Source organism: Paenibacillus sp. MER 99-2, from assembly GCF_023714095.1.
Taxonomy (GTDB): Bacteria; Bacillota; Bacilli; order Paenibacillales; family Paenibacillaceae; genus Paenibacillus.
Genome location: NZ_JAMAUZ010000001.1, coordinates 2,356,037 through 2,378,484 on the forward strand (window position 1 = coordinate 2,356,037; position 22,448 = coordinate 2,378,484).

The 22,448-nt window shown below is 44.2% G+C and carries 21 protein-coding genes; 4 read left to right on the plus strand and 17 right to left on the minus strand.

Features of this window, described 5'->3' with window-relative positions; genetic code table 11:
* Nucleotides 1-18: 18 nt before the first annotated feature.
* From M3636_RS10415 to M3636_RS10430, 4 genes are all read right to left on the minus strand, one after another.
* On the minus strand, nt 19-477 hold the full coding sequence (locus M3636_RS10415; RefSeq protein WP_251382412.1) for an OsmC family protein: 459 nt from the start codon (nt 475-477) through the stop codon (nt 19-21).
* Nucleotides 478-520: 43 nt separating this feature from the next.
* On the minus strand, nt 521-1,288 hold the full coding sequence (locus M3636_RS10420) for a DeoR/GlpR family DNA-binding transcription regulator (protein ID WP_128101583.1): 768 nt from the start codon (nt 1,286-1,288) through the stop codon (nt 521-523).
* Between the two features lie 183 nt (nt 1,289-1,471).
* The gene (locus M3636_RS10425) at nt 1,472-2,602 is read right to left on the minus strand and encodes an NADH-dependent flavin oxidoreductase (protein WP_128101582.1); all 1,131 of its coding nucleotides are present in this window, start codon (nt 2,600-2,602) and stop codon (nt 1,472-1,474) included.
* 229 nt (nt 2,603-2,831) lie between these two features.
* Nucleotides 2,832-3,509, minus strand: coding sequence for an SOS response-associated peptidase (locus M3636_RS10430; protein WP_251382413.1), 678 nt, complete (start codon nt 3,507-3,509; stop codon nt 2,832-2,834).
* A 341-nt stretch (nt 3,510-3,850) separates the two neighbouring features.
* Here M3636_RS10430 and M3636_RS10435 point away from each other — a divergent pair, with 341 nt between their 5' ends.
* Nucleotides 3,851-4,372 carry a M57 family metalloprotease gene (locus M3636_RS10435; RefSeq protein WP_251382414.1) on the plus strand — a complete coding sequence of 174 codons (522 nt, stop codon included), beginning with the start codon at nt 3,851-3,853 and terminating at the stop codon, nt 4,370-4,372.
* A 54-nt stretch (nt 4,373-4,426) separates the two neighbouring features.
* A complete protein-coding gene (locus M3636_RS10440; protein ID WP_251382415.1) occupies nt 4,427-5,098 on the plus strand; it encodes a hypothetical protein in 672 nt (223 codons plus the stop codon).
* Between the two features lie 173 nt (nt 5,099-5,271).
* On the opposite strand, the gene M3636_RS10445 is transcribed toward M3636_RS10440, so the two are convergent.
* From M3636_RS10445 to M3636_RS10460, 4 genes are all read right to left on the minus strand, one after another.
* Nucleotides 5,272-7,179: an AraC family transcriptional regulator gene (locus M3636_RS10445; RefSeq protein ID WP_251382416.1), complete on the minus strand. Its 1,908-nt coding sequence runs from the start codon at nt 7,177-7,179 to the stop codon at nt 5,272-5,274.
* 237 nt (nt 7,180-7,416) lie between these two features.
* Complete coding sequence (locus tag M3636_RS10450; protein WP_251382417.1) at nt 7,417-9,963, minus strand: beta-mannosidase; 2,547 nt, start codon at nt 9,961-9,963, stop codon at nt 7,417-7,419.
* A 247-nt stretch (nt 9,964-10,210) separates the two neighbouring features.
* The gene (locus M3636_RS10455) at nt 10,211-11,236 is read right to left on the minus strand and encodes a LacI family DNA-binding transcriptional regulator (protein WP_251382418.1); all 1,026 of its coding nucleotides are present in this window, start codon (nt 11,234-11,236) and stop codon (nt 10,211-10,213) included.
* 223 nt (nt 11,237-11,459) lie between these two features.
* Nucleotides 11,460-12,407, minus strand: coding sequence for a DMT family transporter (locus M3636_RS10460; RefSeq protein WP_251382419.1), 948 nt, complete (start codon nt 12,405-12,407; stop codon nt 11,460-11,462).
* Between the two features lie 165 nt (nt 12,408-12,572).
* Between M3636_RS10460 and M3636_RS10465 the strand changes: the two genes are divergently transcribed.
* Nucleotides 12,573-13,448, plus strand: a complete 876-nt coding sequence (locus tag M3636_RS10465) for a LysR family transcriptional regulator (protein WP_128101575.1) — start codon at nt 12,573-12,575, stop codon at nt 13,446-13,448.
* An 8-nt stretch (nt 13,449-13,456) separates the two neighbouring features.
* Here the strand turns inward: M3636_RS10465 and M3636_RS10470 are convergent, their stop codons facing one another.
* The 7 genes from M3636_RS10470 to M3636_RS10500 all read right to left on the minus strand — a co-directional run bounded on the left by M3636_RS10470 (nt 13,457) and on the right by M3636_RS10500 (nt 19,228).
* Nucleotides 13,457-14,197, minus strand: a complete 741-nt coding sequence (locus M3636_RS10470; protein ID WP_251382420.1) for an AAA family ATPase — start codon at nt 14,195-14,197, stop codon at nt 13,457-13,459.
* A 24-nt stretch (nt 14,198-14,221) separates the two neighbouring features.
* A complete protein-coding gene (locus M3636_RS10475; protein ID WP_145410663.1) occupies nt 14,222-14,704 on the minus strand; it encodes a tetratricopeptide repeat protein in 483 nt (160 codons plus the stop codon).
* A gap of 155 nt (nt 14,705-14,859) precedes the next feature.
* Complete coding sequence (cyoE, locus tag M3636_RS10480) at nt 14,860-15,717, minus strand: heme o synthase (protein WP_145410662.1); 858 nt, start codon at nt 15,715-15,717, stop codon at nt 14,860-14,862.
* A gap of 236 nt (nt 15,718-15,953) precedes the next feature.
* Nucleotides 15,954-16,520, minus strand: coding sequence for a hypothetical protein (locus tag M3636_RS10485; protein WP_251382421.1), 567 nt, complete (start codon nt 16,518-16,520; stop codon nt 15,954-15,956).
* Between the two features lie 279 nt (nt 16,521-16,799).
* A complete protein-coding gene (locus M3636_RS10490; protein WP_128101570.1) occupies nt 16,800-17,144 on the minus strand; it encodes a DUF3243 domain-containing protein in 345 nt (114 codons plus the stop codon).
* A gap of 96 nt (nt 17,145-17,240) precedes the next feature.
* On the minus strand, nt 17,241-17,786 hold the full coding sequence (locus M3636_RS10495; protein WP_145410659.1) for an MFS transporter: 546 nt from the start codon (nt 17,784-17,786) through the stop codon (nt 17,241-17,243).
* The gene (locus M3636_RS10500; RefSeq protein ID WP_251382422.1) at nt 17,783-19,228 is read right to left on the minus strand and encodes an FAD-binding oxidoreductase; all 1,446 of its coding nucleotides are present in this window, start codon (nt 19,226-19,228) and stop codon (nt 17,783-17,785) included. Before M3636_RS10500 ends, M3636_RS10495 begins: the two co-directional genes overlap by 4 nt.
* A 126-nt stretch (nt 19,229-19,354) precedes the next feature.
* On the opposite strand from M3636_RS10500, the gene M3636_RS10505 reads away from it, so the two are divergent.
* Nucleotides 19,355-19,543: a hypothetical protein gene (locus tag M3636_RS10505; protein ID WP_128101568.1), complete on the plus strand. Its 189-nt coding sequence runs from the start codon at nt 19,355-19,357 to the stop codon at nt 19,541-19,543.
* A 102-nt stretch (nt 19,544-19,645) separates the two neighbouring features.
* Here M3636_RS10505 and M3636_RS10510 read toward each other — a convergent pair whose 3' ends face one another.
* Both M3636_RS10510 and M3636_RS10515 read right to left on the minus strand, forming a co-directional pair.
* Nucleotides 19,646-20,575 (minus strand): NAD(P)/FAD-dependent oxidoreductase, encoded by a 930-nt coding sequence (locus M3636_RS10510; RefSeq protein ID WP_128101567.1) that lies wholly within the window; start codon nt 20,573-20,575, stop codon nt 19,646-19,648.
* Nucleotides 20,576-20,746: 171 nt separating this feature from the next.
* Entirely contained in the window at nt 20,747-22,387 is a 1,641-nt protein-coding gene (locus tag M3636_RS10515; RefSeq protein WP_251382423.1) for an S-layer homology domain-containing protein, read from the minus strand.
* Between the last annotated feature and the right edge of the window lie 61 nt (nt 22,388-22,448).

The window sequence follows — 22,448 nt, forward strand, 5'->3', positions numbered from 1 at the left end:
CGTCTATACTTCTGCTGGTCACATCGGGCCAACACTTGCCTTAACAATTACAGGCTCTGTTTCAATGATTACATTGCCTGCTACAGCTCTCGAGATCATACAAGATTCCTCTGCCTTGTAAGCCAGTCGCTCTGCCTTCACTTCATCCGACTCCGTGGCATCTGCTTGTAGTACTATTTTAGGTCGATGCACGATCCGCTCATACGTAAAAATGTTATTCGTTACATCCACCGTTGCCTCTGATTCCAGCGTCAATTCATAAGGTGTAATATCAGAACGCTCTAACATGGCTGCCAGCGTAATGACGTAACAGGTAGCGGCTGCTCCGAGCAACATTTCATCTGGATTCGTGCCTGTTCCCGGGCCGCCCATTTCCTGTGGAATCGAGATGACGGATTTCAGTCCTCCAGCATCAATATGACCCTCACTATTGCGTCCACCATTCCATACAGCTTTCAGGTGAAAAGGATGCTTCATTATATAGTCATTCCTTTCGTATTACATTATCTATATTCGACGATTAGACCCGTGTAAATTCAATCATTTGTTCTTCAAGCATACTAACCTGCTCTTCATCCAGGCCATGATCCGTGATCACTTTAGACACACTCTCGATCTCTGCGACCCGCGTGAACGCCTGTATATTGAACTTGCTCGAATCTGCCAGCAAAATAACCTCATCGGCAATACTGATCATCTTTTGCTTCACCAAGGCTTGCAGTTCATTCGATTCGCTGATGCCCTTGGTTAGATGCACACCTTTACATGATAGAAACACCTTGTCCACATGATACGCATCCAAAGAACGCTCAGCCAGCGGCCCTACAAAGGACAGTGACTTTGAGGCCAATTGACCGCCTGTCGCGATCACGCGAATCTGTTCCTTATTGCTAAGTTCTGCCGCCACTTTAATCGAATTCGTCAGAACTGTAAGTGGGATATTCGGTAATCCTGCCGCCATATACCAAGCTGTCGTACTCGCATCGAGGGCAATTCGATCGCCAGACTCGACCAGTTTGACTGCTTCATCCGCAATTCTACGTTTCTCATCCGCATGCGTTACAGCCCGCTCCGGATACGGAATCTCCGGCTGTCCCTCATCCTTATATTTAATCGTGACCGCTCCACCATGTGACCGCCTGAGTCTACCCGCCTGCTCCAGCTTGTCCAGATCTCGCCGTATCGTCTCTTCGGTCACACCGCAGCGTTCACTTAACTCTGTAACACGCATGCTTCCTTGTGCGTCCACCCATTCCACTATTTTCTCATACCGTTCCGCAACGAGCATATTCCTTCACTCCAAACCGTTGATTATCCAAGACATTTCTGTTCATCCATCATACCACAGTGCTCTCCGAAGTAGAATTTCGAAAGCATGGCAAAAAAGAGGGAGCCTCTGCTCCCCCTAACCTTCATGTATCCTGCTTACTTGATCAGAATTAGCCATGAATGATTCAACTGAAATCAGTTATTATTTGTCTTCGGCCATTGGGAACCAACCTGGTGTGTTGACAATCGCGTTCCACAAACCATCCGGAATAACTAGACGCTCCTGATCCGATTTCGTGAGAATAGTCTCAATATCTTCTTCCCGACCACTTTCAATCTTCTCAACCCAATCCGGTTCAATAATCAGCTCGCGTCCAATGGCAAGCAAAGGTACACCACTCTCGAGCGCTTCAGCTGCTTGATCGGCTGTATGGATTGAACCTACACCGATGACTGGCAATTTACCGCCTACACGATCAAGGATAAACTCCATTCTAGAGCGTGTATCAGCTTCACCACGTCTTGGCTTAGACCAGAATTCATTCAGGGATACGTGCAAATAATCCAAGTTTTTCTCTTTCAATGCATCGATCAGCGCATAGGTCTCTTCCATCGTAAGACCCGGTGTTTCCGGTTCTTCTGGTGAGAAACGATAACCAACGATAAATGGTAGTTTAGTATGTTTCGCCACCACTTCTTGCACCTCATCAACCACCGCAATTGGGAACGTCAGGCGTTTTTCAACACTACCACCCCAGCGATCGTCACGACGATTCGAATGCGGAGAGAAGAATTGCTGAATCAGGTATCCGTTCGCACCGTGGATCTCAACACCGTCGAATCCAGCTTCAATGGCACGACGTGTCGCTTCACCAAAATCCCTAACGATTGACGTAATCTCTTCGTCGGATAGTTCTCTTGGCAATGGAGAGCCTGGACGCTCACTGGCAACTGCACTCGGTGCCACCACTTGACCTGCTGGAACAGCTTGTTCAGGAGTCAATCGACCTGCGTGGAAGATTTGCAATACAGCTTTGGAGCCCTGTTGTTTGATTGTATCTGCCAGACGTTTCAATCCAGGAATGAAGCTATCATCATAAGCTGCAAATTGTGCAGGGAAGCCGATACCGTTCGGCGTTACATAGGTTACAGCTGTTACAGACATGCCCGCACCGCCGGTACGACGTGCATAATATTCAAGCTCCGCGTCGGATACGGTGCCATCAGCGTTGGAAGACATATGTGTCATTGGCGCCAGTACGATCCGGTTTTTGAGAGCGATGCCGTTGGGTAGAGAGACTTGTTCAAACATTTTGTTGAATTTTGGATTCATTAAGGGTTTCCCTCCTAAAACTAAATATCTCTTTTAATAGATATATGAATACGTATTTCTTTTTACTGTAATTATTATAGTTACTATTCGATTACATTTCAACTTTTCTTTTCTCAGCAGCATGAGCACCCTCTCCATTAAACGGAAATTCAGCCTCTCAAACCTCAACAAAAGACGGAAAGCCTTAAGACTTTCCGCCTTCATTGGAATCTATATCGGTTGACCTGATTTAGTAACTGCGCACATACGCTAGCTTCTGTTCTACCTCTTCTACGCATTCATAACAATCATGTTCATCATTCCCCACCATTGGTGTCACCGGGTACAGATGCATGTCTGAACTATTGTAGGATTTCAAGAGTGGTAGAAGCTGCGTTACACGAGTATTAGCAGGGTCAAGCCACGTATCAATCTCCGTTTCCGACAAAATCGCAGGCATCTTACTACCAAACTCCCGGGTAACCATGTTGGCGCCTGTCATCAACATCGTGCAAGTACGAAGCGGTTGTTTCCGTGTGTCTTTCCAAATCTCATACAATCCGGCAATGCCGAACAAACCACGATCAGGCATAACGACACGAACAGCAAAGCTTTTTTTACCTTCTTGACGCCAGTAAAAGAGACCATTACATGGAATAATGCACCGCTTGGTTTCCACCAATTTGTAATACGAAGGATTATCATGCACGGTCATCAGGTTCGCATTCACCGCATCACGTCCCCAGAAAGGAATGAACCCCCAACGAAACTCATCCAATACACGCTCCCCATCCTGATGAAGAATGATTGGCGTATGCTGGGTGGGACTGATATTATAACGGTTTTTGTAATAATACATCACTCGCTGTATCTTGAAATGATCTCTAACCTCATCTAAATCTGCCGCCAATGAAAATCGGTTGCACATGCTTAAGGCACTTCCTTTCCCTCTCTAAGTTGTTTGTATTGTTTGTATTCGGAGGGAAATTATGCATGTGGAACGGTACAAAAATACTTGTCTTATTCACAAGCTTCTTCTAGCACTCTAGCTTACATCCATTGTTAATAATGACGGAGCCCATGTCCCTGGACATGTTCCTAAGCCGTTTTGATTCGACAGCAATCCAGTTGTTTAGACGAAATATGCTTAATTTTTATGAAAAAAAGAGAGATTAATCCTTTAAAACAATGACTTCAGACTCATTTCAATAGATCAATTCCCTGTTACTCTAATAGAGTAAAATAATACATTTATTGGAGGTTTTAAGTATGAAAAGGAAAATTATTATGAGCATCATGTTATTCTCAGCCCTCGCAATGTTTGGCAGTACAATCTACGCCGCAACCTTCTTGAATTACGGTTATCCCAGCTCCACCATTCCTATTCGTCCTTATAATTACACTTCTACATGGCAAACCCCGATGGACGCCTCGATTGCCAACTGGAACAACGCAGGTGCCAAGGTACAGTTCACCAAATCAAACAACTCCCCTAATACCATCACCGCCGGAAACTTCAATAACACTGCCTATGGCGTCAACTATGCTTCTGTATCAGGCAGTCAAGTGGTAAGCTTCCGCATCGAGCTCAACGCTTCTACCATATCAGCAGACGCAACCAACTTATCCAACTTCATTCAGAGCGTATTCGTGCACGAACTAGGCCACTCCGTTTGGCTTGGAGATAACCCAACCACGTCCAGCCCCTCCATCATGTCCTACACCCGCAACCGTAATTCGATGACCAAACCGCAGACCTTTGATATCAACAATGTTAGATCCAGATATTAAGGCCTCGTTCTAAAACCTCTCTCTACTAAACCCATTCAAGGAGGAATTATATTCATGAGAAAAATTCAAATATTAACCCTGTTTGCCTCTTCGATCTTCATTCTGTTTGCACTAGGTTGTTCTTCGGTCAATACACAAACGGCATCAACTTCTCAGGCTCCGATCACTGTGATTGCTTCAGAAGACTTTCCCAGCTATTCAAGCATCAACGACCTTTCGGATCGAGCGGATACCATCATCAAAGGCAATGTGCTCCAAACTCGTGTAGAAGCATTAAATGACAGGGTACAAGCTTCCGAAACTGATCAGGGAATTGCTCAAAATGCTGAGTTAAATACGGGTAATGAAGGGCTTGCTTTTGACAAAATCTACACCATTCATACGATTCAAGTTGCTGAATCCTACAAAGGTGCATTCGTAGCAGGGGATACGCTTGAAGTTAAACAACTGGGAGGACAACTGAATAACACAGAGATTATCAATGATGACCACGTCTCGCTTATTCCTACGAAGGATTATGTGCTCTTCCTTGAAACCTACGAAGACACACCCGCCAGTCTCCTCAACTCCATTCAAAGTCTGTATGTGATCAAACCGGCGAGCAAATCCAGCCAGTCGACAGAGCAGGCCTCATCTCCGGTGATTGTTAGTGCGAATCCCGAAAATGACCTTACATTAAGCCTTGATCAACTGAACCAAATTCAAAGTGAAGAACAGAGTAAATAACCTCACGTGCTTGTATTCTCTTAACCTCCCACTGTTCTTTTTCACAGATGATACTTTCTCTCCCCCACACGATGAGTCTTACATATAAGAAAACGTGCTGCTCCGGTAAAAACGAAGCAGCACGTTTTAACATTGAATACTGAAGCTGAATGATTTATTTTCATGTGATTTTACTATTTTGAATTGAGATCAATGATCCATTCAGCCAGATCTTGTGTCTGCTTCAGCAGAGCAATCGGATCACGGAACCAAGACTCTTCCTCAGTCCATAAATACACACGTCCATTCTGAACAGCAGGCAATGAGCCCCACACCGGATCTGCTTGAAGCTCCTTAAGCTGTGCTTTGCTAGTCAAAATGAGATAATCCCCTGCGTATTTAGAGAGCAATTCAATGGAGAATTCATGATATGCACCCTCCATTAACTCGGCAGGTATTACTTCAGGTGCTTGTAGGCCAAGCAACTCATAAATGTTACGTCCTCCACGCCCCGATTGATTACCAAATATAAAGACCTGACGATCATATTCCTGCATGACCGAAAACGTTGTATCAGCTGGAACAACATCATTGACCTTTTGCTTAATTTGAGCAATCTCTTGATCAAAGTTAGCAAGCCACTCCTGTGCTTCTGCCTCTTTCCCGAGCACCTCGCCGAAATAACTCACCTCATCCTTAAGCGCTGGGAACGTAATCGATGCAATCGAGACGGTTGGTGCAATCTGACTGTATTTTTCATAAGCTGCTTTGTCGGGATTCAATGTGATAATGAAATCTGGCTGCAGCTCCATTAATTGCTCAACGGAATCTCCAATGACTTCAATACCATCCAAGTGACCTTCTAAGTATGGACTGTTCATCAGAAATTGCCCTCCACCAACGGGCTTAACACCAAGAGCAAGTACTGTTCCCAGATAATCTATAGCGGCAACTCGCTGCGGGTGGGCAGGAATTTCTACATCCCCAAATGCCGTTTTCACGGTTTTCATCTCTACAACAGCAGGCTGTTCGGCTTCTTCAGCCGCTGCATCAGTCGATACGGCACTCTGCGTGGCTGTGCCACAAGCACTCAATGTGAAGATCAGCACAAGTGACATCAGTGCTGCTTTAAGATTGTTAAACATTTCCGTTTCCTCATCTCCATTAAATTGATAATGATTATCATCATCAACTAAAGGATAACGTTCCGTCTCCTTGCTTACAATGGACTCATTTGTTTCATTTATTGTATTTTTCGAAACCCTATTCATTCGTTTGCGATGCTCTATACGAAACTTACCAGGTGTTGTTCCCATTTCCTTCTTGAAAGCTCTGTTGAAATAAAAGGGATCGGGGTACCCCACATAGGTAGCAATCTCATTTAAAGTTGCTTCCGTTGAGACAAGTAAATTCTGCGCTTCGTTCATTCTCATCTGAATGATGTATTCTGTCGGTGTAACCCCTGTCTGTTCTTTGAACTTCCTGGATAGATATTGCGGGCTATAATTCAATGACTCTGCCAACGTATCCAGCGAGAGCTGTTCCCGAAAATGCCCCGAGATATAACGCAAAACCTGTTCGGTTAGTGAAGGAAGCTGCTCGCCACCCTGTCTCTCTGAACGCTGCCGGGTCACAAGTTGAACCAAATGAAAAAAGTAGCCTTTGATTTGCAGTTTGCCCAGATGATCCTGTTCATTCCAGCAGCGATGAATATGTTGAGAGAGCTCACGCAGCTCCAGTGGATGTACGGGTTCCTCTGCCCAGTTCTGCTCAAAAGGATTACTGTTAAGCAGCATCATATGGTACTCTCGAAGTACATTAGATGGTAACGTAGCTTTATAAAATATAAAATAAACTTCAATGGGCTCTGTAGCCTCAATCGTCAAATATCGGCCTTTACCTCCATGCAATAGTAGGAATCGGCTTGATGACCACACCTCGTGGTTCAACCACAATTGTCCCCGACCGCTTATAAAAACAAACGTACTTGTAGGTAGAACATATCGTCGCATCTGCTCGCTCTTCTGGAAACTCATGAAACGTACATCTAAGACACGCACCTGAACCTGATCCCATAATTGAATATGATCTTGCATACTCATGTTGTTTTCCTTTCTCCCAGCTTTATGTAAATCACCTTCACCCAACCCTATAACAGCCTTGTTCAAATGATAATAATTATCAATGATAACGAATTTGCATCACAAATTGAAGTACAAGTTGAAGAACACGCTACTCCTTCGATAATATAGTAGCCAAAAAGGCCGTTGCTCCCCCACTAAGGGAGAGTCAACAGCCTTGTAATCATCAGACCATTTCTCAACTCAGAATATGTTGAATTATAGCTTAATAAAATCAGCCATCGAACGAACCTGAATGGAGCCCGCGGACGATGCTGCACTTGAATCTTGCAGTCCGGCTCTCGACGTAAACTTCACCTTAACCGGGATACCTGGAATGAGATCGAAGAAATTATCCGAAAATACGCCTTCTGCTTCAGAAGAAATCCATACTTGTTTTGCAAGAACATCACTTTCAAGTTCGAGATACACCGTATCGTTCTCCTTAACTTCTTTTACCTGAATCTGAGCCTGCTTCAAGCCGATATCCTTCGATGGAGCAAAATAGTGCTCTTGCACAATATCCGCCTGTCCTTCTTGCTTCAAATCAAGTCGTAGTAACGTTGTCGCTGGACTAAGCTCTTGTAACCACTCTGCCTGATTGAGGGATAGCACTTGTTGGCCGGAGTTCGATCCAAGCGTTACCTGATGCTCTTCTTCACGATGTACAGTTCCATCAAATCCGATAAGCCGTAGTTGCAATGTTCCTTTCACAGCCTCCAGTTGATCAGAGATGAGATAAATATCCGTTGTAGCTTCCTTGGTACCATCGACTGAAATCAGGACATCACTGAAGCTGCGTTTCGCGTAGTACTGCAATGCTTTCCAACGACCGAGATAATCCATACCTGCCCATGAAGCTACAGGCCAACAATCATTCATTTGCCAGTAGAGCGTACCCATGCAGTACGGTTTGCGGCGACGATGCGCTTCAATAGCTGTCTTCATCGCTTCTGCCTGAAGAACTTGACTCATATACAGGAAGGATGGGAAATCCTTCGGTTCATGCATGTACATATCCATGTATTGTTTAATCAGACGATTGCCTGCACCGTTCTTCTGGTGAGCCAGCATCACTTCGGATTCAAGAGCCAGATCCTCTTCCTCGGCATAGGTACGCACTGATTTATATTCTGGGAAGGATTGGAATCCGTATTCACTCATGAAGCGACCAACGTGAACGTTGTAGTTTTCAAAAGGTTCAACACTATGCCATACGCCCCAGTAATGGATGTCCCCTTCGGATGTAGAAGGATGGGCATGTTGTTTCTCGTCATCTGACAGAGATACAAGCGGTGAAGATGGCCAATAATCAATACCAGGTGCATAGGCTTCCACTACTTCTGGCAATAGATCATGGAAAACGGCTTTGTAATCTGCCCAGATGCTCTCGCGTTGCTCTGTATTGAAGTCTTTCTTCCAACCCCAGCCACCGTTCTCATTGAAGTGAGCCCAAGCTGAATCAATCTCATTGTTACCACACCACAATGCAATACTAGGGTGATTACGCAGACGTTTAACATTATCAATCGCTTCATGTCTTACACTATTGAGGAACGCTTCATCTCCAGGATACATACTGCACGCGAACATGAAGTCCTGCCATACCAACAGACCGTATTCATCACACAAATCGTAGAATACATCCTCTTCGTAGATGCCTCCGCCCCATACTCTTAACATATTCATATTGGACTCCGCAGCGGAGACAATCTCGTGTCGATAACGTTCAGCTGTAATTTCGGTAATGAAACTGTCGTTAGGAATGTGGTTTGCTCCTTTGGCAAATACCGCCACACCGTTTAATTCAAAATAAAAGGACGCCCCAACCTCATCTTTGTCACGAACCAAACGAATTGAACGAATACCCGTCTTAACCGTTGATTCCGCCAACACACGCTCTCCAGCAAGCACTTCTGTCACAAAAGAATACAAATGTGCTTCACCAAGTCCGCGGCTCCACCATAACTTCGGCTGATCAATCGTAACAGGAACTTCTACGGTCTGTAGGCCTGACTTTAACGTTACAGCCTGTTCCCAAACCTGACCATGTGTACTGATCCGAATGACGGTATCGCCCGCATGGTCTGCATCAATCTCTATCACAGCAGTCAATGAAGCGACCGAAGCGCTCACGTCCTGCTGCTGGATATATACATCATTAATTCGCACCTCAGACCAGCCTTCCAACCGAGCCTCACGCCAGATGCCACTTGTTACGAACCGTGGACCCCAATCCCATCCATAGTGATACGGAGCTTTACGGGCAAAAATACTCACCTTTTTGTCTCCGAGCTCGCCTACATCGGATTGATCATTCGCTGCAGGCAGAGCGTATCCAAGCTTCTCAAGCTTAGGCAGATCTTCCTGAATCGGAGAACGGAAACGAATTCTGAGCACGTTGTCTTGTGCTTTAACAACCGCTTTCACATCAACGTTCCACACACGAAACATATTGTCCGCAGACAACACATGTTGATCATTCACATATACATCTGCATACGTATCTAGTCCATCGAATACAAGCTCCAGATGCTCCTGTGCAAATAACTTCTCTTGAACATCAAATTTCGTTTGGTACTCCCAATCTTTCTTATCAATCCACTGAACCTCTTTTTCATTGGTTCCATAGAACGGATCCGGAATTTTCCCCAGCTTCAGCAAATCCGTATGTACACAGCCCGGTACTTGTGCGGGTAACCATTCTTGATCCTCACATGCCTTAAACGTCCAGTTCTGAAAAACCTGCGATTGTATTGTACTCATCTTAGCCTCCGTTATGAATAAAGTTTTTTTGCAAACACCAGCAAATCACTTTGTTAGGTTTTGTTATTATAATATCAATAACTTACAAAACAAAAATAACATGATAACCTTAACATAGTCAACATTCGTTTTGTAAATAACCTTTATTATGTTTGCTAACGCAAACAAAAAAAGACATCAGGCTGTATCATGCCTATGTCTTAGTAAAATTCCTGTTCATTTTTGCGGTGAATACTGAACTTTTATTCTACAGTAGCTTGGTCTGATGCATATCATTTACAACTAACTCTGAGTAAATTAACTTGCGCTCTAAAGGCTGATCCGGATGTTCAATCCGCCACAATAAATGGTCAACCGCTCTCTTACCAAGATGCTCTTTATCAATATGGACCGAAGCCATTATCGGCTCCTCTGCTCTTGTATTATCAAAGCCAGTAACGGAGCAGCGTCCTGGGACATCAATCCCTTTATTTTTAAGAGCACGTAGCACAACGACAGCTGTAAAATCATTGGCACAGACAAAGACCTCTGGAAGATCTTCAATCCTCATCTCTTCAATCGCTTTTCGAATATGATCGTTGTCCGGTCCAAGTAGTCCTGGTTGCTGATTGGATTGAATCTGCATCTCTTCCAGCACGGAACGATAACCAAACCAGCGCTCTCTGAAACTCGCTGCATCAGGCAGCTCGCCAGCAAACTGAAAATGCCTGTACCCTTTGCCAATCAGCATAAGCACGAGTTCTCTCATACATTTGACATTATCCGTAAACACTGTGTCTGCATGAACCGCCGGTTCCTCGTGATCCACCATTACAAGTGGGATACGCAACCGATAAATCTCCAGCAATACTGAAGCAGAGATTGCGCCAACTGTAATAATCCCCCTGATTGCTTCTGGATTCAGCACAGAGAACATCCGATCTGATGAAGGTTCTGTTAAGGTTAATATGTCTAGCCCCTTCTCATTCAAGCGGGCTGAAATACCGTCGAATACCGGTCCCCAATAGAGTGAAGAGCGATTCTGTGATCGAATATTAGGGAACAGCACCAAAATGGTTCCTGTGTTATCTGAAAGATTGTCCTGCTCTACAGCCTGTTCGATCGGATAACGTTTCGGTTCAGCCTTGAAGTAACCTAATTGAGCTGCGGTCTTTACAATCATCTCACGTGTATATTCACTTACTCCCGGTTTCCCCGTCAGAGCACGAGAGACAGCAAACTTCGATACGCCGGCAGCATCGGCAATTTGCTGCATCGTTACCTTTTTAGCCATACGACTCACCCGTTTTCCCTTATTTTCATCCAGTGTAGCATAAAAAGTTGAATTCAACAAAACAAGTTATTATTTTGTTTGGTTGTTAGAACATCTTTTTTTCTTCACTAAACTGTATTCGATGATCCGCTAATAGATAAAATGTGCAAAACAAAAAGCGGGGCTCTCTTCATTTGAATGAAAAGATACCCCACTCCTTATATTTCACTAATGATTGTATTGACTAGACTCCAGGTGCTCCCCGTTCTCCTAGTTCTGACGGTATACTAGGTTGCTTGCGACGCCAGAACATCAGTTCAACGGCTTTGATCTCGGTAATTAATACACCAACCAACATCAGTGCTGCTCCTGTATATCCTTGTAGCGTTAAGGTTTCACCTTGAAAACTAAAAGCAAACGCGGCGGCAAATAGCGGCTCTAAAGAGAAAATAAGACTTGTGCGGGTCGGGGAAGCATGTCGCTGTGCTAGTGTCTGCAATATGTAACCTATACCACTGCATAATACACCCAGCCCTAGAATCGCCGCCCATGATTCAGGTGAATCCGGCAAACGAGGACTTTCGAACAAAAAGGTAGCGGCAATACCCCAGATCGCGGCAACCCCTAATTGTACCGTTCCCAGTGTTAACGGGTCATGCTTTGGTGTGAATTTGCCAGCGATCATAATATAAATTGCATAGATCAATGCGGCAACAATACAAAGGATATCTCCGGTATGTAAGCTGAGCTCGTGCTGAAGAGTCAACAATCCCAGTCCAGTAACCGCAACAATGATGCTCAACATGAGACGTGTATCTGGCATACGTCGATGGATAATCGTTGTTAGGATTGGTACAAATATAACGGCCAAACTAATCAAAAAACCAGCCTGTGATGTCGTTGTTCGCTGTACACCATATGTAATGAACACAAATGCTGCAAATAATGCTGTTCCCATAACCGCTCCTGCTATAAGTGTACGTAGATCCATTCGGAATAACCTACGGTGAAAAATAACGGCGGCTGCAATAAATGCGATTGCAAACCGGAAAGCAACTAAATTTAATTCCTGAATCGATTCCAGTCCAGATTTCATAAATAAATACGATGACCCCCAAATAACGGTTGCAAGCAACATCTGAATGTCAGCTCTTCTCGCTCCATTAGTGGGTCTACTGCTAACTCTACTCATTCTAAGTCTACCTTCATTCTGTATGATCTTATCTGCTTATCTGTCAGGGCAAATGAATTCGCCTTGGCAAGTATAAACGATCTCTTTGCATTATTAAAATGAATAATTATAATGATATACATGAAATAAATTCATGTATTTTGAAACGAGAGGAATCATGCGCTCATGTCGTTAATTAAATATGAAATATTCAATACAATCGTGGAATATGGCAGCCTTACCAAAGCTGCAGAAGCGCTTAATATTACGCAATCCGCTGTTAGTCATGCGATTGCCAGTCTTGAGAAGGAATGTGGATTCCCACTACTGAGTCGTGGACGGTCTGGGGTTCGGATTACAGTTGAGGGTGAACGAGTTCTTGGGTATACACGCGAGATTCTACGCTGGACAGAATTAATGAACCAAGAGATTTCCCTAATCCGAGGAGCTGAAGTGGGTACTGTTCGCATAGGAACGTTTGCCAGTGTATCAACGCAATGGTTGCCTGGAATTCTTACACAATTTCGAATGCGTCATCCCGGAATTGAGATCAAGCTATGGGAGGGTGATTATGCAGAAATCGAGGGCTGGCTTGCTGGTGGGGCGATCGACCTTGGATTTTTATCCCTTGGTGAAACTACACCATATGAAACGATTCCATTACAAAAAGACAGGATGATGTGTATCCTGCCTCTAGATCATCCCCTGGCTCACACCACATCTGTTAGTTTCGATGTATTACAGGAACAACCTTTCATTTTGCCGAAGTGGGGTGGCGACAACGAAATTGAACGTTTAATTCGCATACATGCCGTGAAACTGAACGTGATCTACGAGGTAGCCGAGGATCAAGCCATCATGGCAATGGTTCGAAATGGGCTTGGCATCAGCCTGCTGCCCGAAATGGTGGTACAAGGTCACACCGATGAGTTCGCTCTTGTGCCCATCACAGGTGAGCCTTATCGCACGATCGGTATCGCCTGTACCTCGCTCGGTAATCTCGCTCCCGCATCACGTCGGTTTATTGAAACGGTACAAGAATGGTTGCCGCCGTCTAACTAGGATACGCCCTAATCCACGAATAACTGCTTATAATACCGTTCTCGATGATTAAGAAAGTCACGGGTCAGTAGAAAGTGCTCCGTATCCTCATACGCCACTTCTATAATTCCTTCTTCACTGAACTCATAAATGCAAGCATCCGGATACGACATTAATATGGAGGAATGAGTCGCGATGATAAATTGCGACCCGCTGCTCTCCATCTCATGAATCATCCTTAACAAGACCAGCTGATTCTGTGGCGATAGAGCAGATTCGGGCTCATCCAGTAAATACAGTCCTTTTGTGCTCAGACGATTGGTTAGAAATTCAAGAAATCCCTGACCATGTGACCGCACATTCAAAGACTTCCCTCCATACGGTGCGTATGCGCTCATACCAACGCTAGGATCATCTGCAAGTTCATCGATATACTTGGCAAATGTATCAAAAGTTTCAGCTCGAAAATAAACCCCCTGCTTCACTCTCGGCATCCATTGCAGATTCATAATGGTCGATAACGAGGCATCGTCTTTTTCATTCGTAATAACCAGATCCTTACCACCCACAATGCTAAAACCACAGCTTACGCCGATTGATTCGAGCAGTGTCGATTTGCCTGAGCCATTCTCTCCTACCAGGAAGGTCACCTTATGCCTGAATTCTAATTCATCAAGATTACGTAATGCAGGAATGTGATAAGGGAAAAGATCTTGTTGCTCCGGCGGGCAATCGTGCCATCGAAGTACGACTTTTTTAAGAAAAGGCATGCATACACCTCCCGAATTTAAGTGTTACTCCCATACCCGATCAAGTTGATCTGCATAGTAACGAATGGCTTGCTGATAATCAGCAATATTCGAATCGTTAGACGTATCTGCTAATTGGATGAGCAGACGTTGCATTGCTTCGGCATGTTTACCGAGATTATATAAAACCATGGCATAGAACACTTCAAATTCACGACGTTCAGGGAATAACTTGATTCCTTGCGCCAACCACTTCTCAGCCTCTGTGTACTCCCCTAGTGTTCGATACGTGCTCCCCAAACCAAGAATAGCTCCCGCTTGATCTTCCTTGTCCAATCCGAGCTGTATCGCCTTTTCGTAGTATGGAACAGCTTCCCGCTCCAATCCTAGGTTGTCATGTGCCCATGCGAGCTGATACCATGCCTGAGCATGAGCCGGCTCCTGATCCGTTATTTTTTTTAACAATACAATAGCCTCTTCGGCTTTTCCCTCTTGTCTTAACACAATAGCCTGCTGTAATTCGCTCATCTCAATACTCCGTTCTCCCATAAACATCCTTTTATGTACATCTTATGATTATATTATATACTAAAAAAGCACCCCAAGGAGTATCTCAAGACAACAAAGGTTGTCCAACTATTCTCCATAGAATGCTTTTAAAGATTGTTCACCTGGGATCTATGTTACGACCAAGTCGTATTAGCCACCATCACAATGAATACCACCATCAGGTAATTGACCGAGATCAAAAAATTAATTTTGGCCCATTTCTCCGTATCCTTCGTATTCATACCACTCAACGTATGAATTAACCAGAGCAGTCCGCCGCCTAAAGCGACGATCAGAAATACCAAGCCTACATAGTTGTAGTAATACAGTAGGAACACCGAGGGTAGTAACAGCAATACATAAGGAATCATCTGTAGCTTCGTGCGCTTTACGCCTTTGACAACAGGCAGCAACGGGAATCCCGCCGCGCGATATTCCTCTACCCGCCGAATGCCAAGTGACCAGAAATGGGGCGGCTGCCAGAGAAATAACAGAGCGAACAGCAACCATGCACCTACATCAATCTGATTCGTAACAGCGCAGTAACCAATGACGGGTGGCATTGCACCCGCGATTCCTCCAAGGGACGTACTCCAGGTCGAGCTGCGTTTCAACCAGATGGTGTAGATCGCAATGTAAGCAAACCATCCACCCAGGCCAAGCCAAGCCGACAACGGATTAACCATAACATACAACACGATGAACCCCGCGACACCAAGTACAATTCCGTACCAGAGCACAAATGACGGCTTCAGATGATTAATGTATTCGATCCGCTTCTTCGTCCGTTCCATCTTCTGATCAAGTTCCCGATCCCAATAGTTATTAATTACACAAGCTGAGGCAATAACCAACGTAGATCCAATCACGACCATGAACAGGGATAACCAAGAAATATCCCACTTTGAAGCGACCCAGAAGCCTACGGCTACCGCAAATACATTCAACCGCAGCAATCCGGGTTTTGTTAACGCAATCATGTCTTTAAGCATGACCATCCCCCTGAAAATATGTAAAAAAACCATTCTTCTAATGATAACTGTACCTACAATGAATTACAATCTTCTTCGAATATTTGTCATATCTGAAACCATTTCATAACGTATTTATCATTGATTTTGTAACAAAATGGAATTAGCTGAAGATACTAAGAGATGGTTTCAACTAAAAAAGCATTCCTAACCGCTCTTGTCGAACGGAAGGAATGCTTCAATCTTATCCTTTACGATTAAGGAATATACTGTTGTACAATTTTAACCACTTTGCCGTCTTGTACCGTGATATGATATGGGAACACGGCTAGATCCAAAATATCTTTTTTGTCATACAGCGTTTCAAATGTACTGAGTTCAATTGGCTCATTCCATTGAATGTCTGCACCCTGAATCGTTCCATCCCGATCATAAAGTTGCATCAACACCTCAGCATCTGCACTCACTTCAAACTTCTCCTGCTCCTCGTTATCATTGACGATATAATACCCATCAGGAGCACCGTCTAGACCTGAATCCGGATTGCGTTGTTCAAACACTTTATCTGCTTCTTCACCTTGATACCAGCCAATTTTATCAACCACAAGGTAAAGCTTGCCGTTCTCCTGCTGTAGATTGTCCACAAAGGCTGTAAACATCTCAGTATTGTTAGCCTGAACCTGTTTGGCAGCAGCCGGAGTAGCGGATGCATTTTCCTCAGCATTAGCAGGTGTTAATACATATGTAGCAATCACAATCATGCCCAGTACCGCAACAGCAATACCCAGCATTCGTAGTTTCCATTGTCTCGCCGCGTTCTTCATAGGCAGCATCTCTCCTTATATGAACGTTACTATTTCTTAACCGTAAGCCTTCCATCTCAAACGCTACATGTGAAAATCCGTTATTTCTTACTCCCTATATCATACGTGAAGTCGTTATTGCAAAAGTATCAGCCAGATGAAAAATAGTTACAATCAACGTCACCACTACTTTCGCTAACACGATAAAATACCACAGTACATGGGACTGCGATAAAGAAGACAGCATTAAAAATAAAAAACCTTGGATGTTCACATCCAAGGCCTCTCTATATCTCTCGACTAATGTGCTCGCTGTGCTAACCGGACGAGCATATGAGCAAGCATATGACGTTCTTCTTCCTTGCCCACATTCCATAGCTCCTGAAGCAGTTTCTCTTCCCGGTTCCGGGGCTCTTCCTTCGCAGCCAGATAATCGGCTACTTTCTCAGCGATTTTGGCCATTTGTTCTTCACCCAGTCCAATGGACTCCCCTACGGCAATCCGTTTTCCAAGATATTCTTTAAAGGCATCAAAATTTTCTAAAATGTTATCCCTCTGTTCGGAAGGAATTTTGTTGATTGCACCTTCTACTTGTTCTGTAGCGACCTGCCCATCTTTATGAATAACATGGTTGTTTTCAGTCATTCGGAATTCCTCCTTAAGCGTGATTAATATAGCTACTTATAATATAAACCTCTGCTCAAGGATTAATCAGCCAGTTCTATACGCTACTTTTTACCATCACTTTGTTTCCACTGACGATACCGATCTCCACACTGCCCATGCCCCACCTACATATAACGCAGCGCTCAGATAAAATAACACATCAATCGTGAGCCAATCAATCAGAACTCCTCCCAGTATAACCGCAAAACCTGAGGCCGCCGACGTCCAAAAATGATAATTCCCCATCGCCTGTCCACGCTGACCCGGTAAGGTATAATCCGCCAGTAATGTTCGCTCGCTCATACGCTGCATCGCATTACATAATCCCATCATGATCTGTAGTATCAGTACCCACGTGTATGATAAGACCCATGGAAAGGCAATCATGGCAGCTGCCATACCTAGTGAGCTAACGATAAGCCATTGCTTCGCATGTTGATCCAAACGAGGTGCGAGCCATTGGGAAGCAGCTGCGGAACTGATCGTAAAGACGGCAAAGGCTAGACCGTATTTCGAGAAGCTATTGCCTAAATTTTTGAGAAAAAGCAAATAATATGGATAGATCATTCCTGATGCTAGTGTGACGATGCTCTGTGAGCGGACAAGCCACTGAATACTCATTCATGTTTCCCCCCATACTGCTCCATAAAATAATTCATAAACCGGTGTTCAGGATCATATCGTTCTTTAGCTGCAAAAAAAGCCTGCTTATGCTGATATGCTTGTTCGAATTGTTCTGAAGTGGCATAAGCCTCATACGGCAAATAATACGTACCGTTGTGTGCAATAGCTGTATCTATGATCTGCTGAAGGCCAGATTTGAATGTAGCTTGCTCTTCCTCCGATAAAGAAGCGTGAAAAAGACAGACAAGCCCAAACATGTCCTGTGTTGCATATGAGAGCATAGCTTCTTCATCCTGTTTCACATAACGTACCGTTATATTGAGCAAATCCAGTTCCTGTTCAGATACAATCTTCCCCATCTCTTGCACAAAAGCTGGAAATTCATCCATCGGGATAAAATATTCTTGGAGCAGGTCATTGCTTCCAGGCTGATGATACTCCATAAATGCGGACGGAGATGCCATGGCATTATTACGGCTGATTCGCTGACCATCCTGAGACTCAAAATAACGTTGTTGCAGTTGCCAGAACCAGTCCTTAGCCCACGGAAATTCTCGATTCAGATTAAACAGGATTTTGGCTGGTAGCACACCCTGCTCTCGCACCGCAAGATGATTGTAATCACTCAAATCACCTTCAGAATCTAAAGCGTAATTGATTGCATACATATCCTGAAAATAGCCCTCACCCGGTATCAACGAAATGCGTGACAGATGCATCCGCATACTTGAATCGCCTAAGATGTCTTTACGGAAATACGCCGGATAATCTTTAACGAGAACCTGATCTGTGGTCAATCGATACAATTCATCATCAGTTAACGTTAACGTGACGTCTAGAATTACACCAAATAACCCATATCCACCTAATGCCAAAGAGAAAAGTTCTGCATCATTCGTACGACTGACTTCTCTAATCTCGCCCTCTGCTGTTAACAACCGAAAGGATTCAACACTCTCCATTAACGTTCCATTACGGAGTTCACGTCCATGCGCATTTACACTTATTGAACCACCAACCGTAAAGATGTTCTGGGACTGCATACTTTTCACAGATAGTCCATAGGGATTAATGGCACGTTGTACATCTGCCCAGGTAGCTCCCGCCTGTACTGTCATTTTCTTCGCTTCAGGCCGAATCTCAAGTATCCGGTTGTACGATGTCATATCAATTACAATTCCGTCTTTGTAGTATGTATGGCCTCCCTGACTATGTCGTTGTCCAGCAATCGATACGGTCATATTATGTTTCTTGGCTTCCTGTAGCAGCTTAACCAGCTGCTGCTCCTCTTCTCCTGATACAATTCGCTCCACCTTTACGGGATGCAAACGACTATAGTCTGTGATCAGATAAGGATCTTGATCACTTCCACTCGTTCTCCAGTAAGACCAAATACATAGCATCGCCAGTAATAGGAGTATCGCACCTTTTTTGACCACTTGTACCTGATCCCTCCATTTACCACGTTTCAAATGAAACGAATTGGTTAATCGTTTACATATAGATTACAACAATTGCAGATGTTAGGTATACCTCGTACTTTATATCAGAAGGAGGAACAACTTATGAGCGAATCAAAAAAAGATAAAAGAAATGAAAATCTGAAACCTGGTGTAAACGCCATCTTACATCCAGACCAAGACAATCCAGGTCCAACAGACATGATTGAGGATGCTTTAGGAGATATCGTGGATAATATAGCTCACCCAAACAAAAACACCAAAAATGATCAAAATGATAAGAACAAATCATAACACGTACTACAGAAAGAAAAAGTCCTTCTACCCGAACAAGGGTACAAGGACTTTTCTTCTTCTTTATTTTATGCGAGATAGGTCACTGATGATTTTCATCGGTTAGAGCTGGCTTACCTTTGTTTCCTTAGCAATACGCTGCAATTCCTTGTGAATCCAGATAGCTGCAATCGCTCCTTCTCCCATAGCAACTGTCGCTTGTTCGGCATGCACACCAAGATCACCCGCAATCCATACATTTGGAGCTGCTTGCATTGTGCGTGGATCAGCTCTCACATGTCTATTGTCAGCAATCTCAGCACCCAATTGCTCCGCCAACTCATAGTGTACCCGGTTGCCTCCAAAAGCGATAAAACCCCGCTCAGATTCAAACATCTGACCATCTTCGGTTAGAATTCCTGTAATATAACCCTCTTCGGATTGCTGCACTTCCTGCACAGTAGCTTCAAGGTAACGAACCCCTTCTTCCTTCATCCGACGATGAAGCTCAGCGGAGATCTGCTTATGTTCATGATTCACATATAACAGATCATTGGTTCGCTCAATGAGTACCAACGCCATATTCGCACCAGCCTCGCCAGAACCTAACAAAACGGTCTTACGGTCTTGTATCTCATAGCCGTCACAATCCGGGCATACATACACCGTCTTGCCGAGAGTAGGGTTTAATCCCTGGATATCGGGAATACGATCAGAAAGTCCAGTAGCCAGAAGAACGGTACTCGCTTCAAAAGTTAACCCATTATCACAGGTAAGCTGAATACGTTCCCCTTTTCGCTGAGCTTCAATTACACGACCCTTTTGAAAATCAACTCCGGTTCGTTCTGCCTGCATTCTGCCTTTGGCGCGTAACTCTTCTCCGGAAACGCCGTCAGGATAACCAAGAATATTATGATAGGTTCGGCACAGGGTGGATCGTCCTTCTCCCGCATCAATTACAAGCACATGATGTGAGCTATAACGTCCCAGCTGAATAGCTGCCTGAAGCCCTGCGATTCCTCCGCCTACAATAATGCAATCATAATTCTGCATGCTCTCTCTCCTCCAATGCTATCATCTTCTTTTCTTCTATGTGTAGTTTCATAAAACCCTTATATTCATTAAACCAACTACACTAACTCAAACGTCTACCTATAGTTTGATCCAAAGCAAACAACCCAAACCATCCGCGAGCAACTCGGTTTATTTGGGTTGTAGCTATATTTAATATGAAAACACATATGATTCAAAGCGATCAGCATTCGAAATGGCGTTCCACACATCCGAGGTTTCTCCGCCCATATACCAGTACGCTAAACCAGCAATTTTCCTTTCTGTACTCATCCTCACTTTGGCAGTCAACGAACGGCTATCTTCTGCCCAGATATATCGTGGAATACCGCTACCTGAATAACCAATGACATACTGTGCCAAACTTGCATTCCATTGTCTCACAGAACCTTGAGCCTTGGCTCGCATTCCCTGCTCACCAAGCGTTATATCCCATGAACTTGTAGCTGTGTTCTGTGATGACCAATCCCGTGTATAGAGTGGCAGCGCCAATATTACTTTGGAGCGTGTAACGTCAGCAAGCATGGTATCCAGTCCCTGTTCTACCCACGGAAGGGAGGCAACCGAACCCGCAATGGGGTCACCATTCCAATGCTCCTCATATCCCATCAATACCATATAATCGGATACTGCTCCTAACCTAGCGTAATCAAAAGCTGCCGTCCAATCCGTTCCAAGGTTAGGTGACACATCCACAGATATAACAGCGCCTATCGCGTGTAGAGATGTCGCCAGGGATGTGACAAATGTAGTCAACCCCTCTCGATCAGCAGGCTGTACATTCTCAAAATCTACATTAATGCCATGTAAATCATATTTTTTCACATAAGCAACCACCTGAGATATCACATTGGCACGATTCGTAGCACTAGATAACATCTGATGGGTAAGTGTCGGATTGGAACGGTTCCCAAGAAGAGGCCACACCTCCCTCCCCGTAGACCTTGCCCACGTTAATAGCGTGGAATCCGTATGGTCTGTCACCTGCATGCTACTATTCAGGAAAAACCACCTGGGCACGAGTGTGTTCACTTCCGATTGTTGCACCTGTTGCTTAAATTCTGCTGTCGTTGAATCATATTGCCAACCAAGCTGAATCCCCAATTGATCTGGTGTTTGCAGCTGCTCAGACCATGCTTTATTCTGCAATATCGCATGAAGCATAACCGCCGCCTCTTCTCTTGTCACCTGATCCTGTGGTCGGAAATATCCATCACTGCCTCGCATTAAGCCTAATTGATAGACCACCTGAACATAAGGTTTGGCCCAACCTGATATAAGGGATGCATCTGCATAAGTATAAGGAAGTAGTCCGGTAGAGCCTGTCTGCTGTTTCAGCATTCTCACCAGCAGTGTTGCTGCTTCCTCTCTCGTAATGTTGGCATTAGGTTGGAATATCCCTTGACCCTTTCCTTCCATAATATTAAGGTTTGTCATCGCAGAGATATTGCCGTAATACCATGCAGTTGAACTCGTATCCTGATAGGGACTCAGATTGTTTTTCACCGGCTTAAGTCCCAGTACTCTAACCGCAAAAGTGGCAAACTCAGCTCGGGTCACTGCTTTCTTAGGCTCAAATGTATGGTCGGTGGTCCCCGCAGCAATGCCCTTATTTACTAGATTCATAATAGCAATACGTGCATAACTATTACTGATATCTTGAAATTGTTGCGTAGCACCTGCTGCTTGAGCCTTGTTGTTGTTGTAACTCATCATTGATCCAAGAAGAACTACGCCACTCAATACCAGTTTTAAAGCCCGCATATAGATACGTTTCTTTCTTTCATTTATCACATTAAAAAGCCTCACTTCATTGGAGTACGAACATAAATCATCGTACCAAATTGAAGCGAGG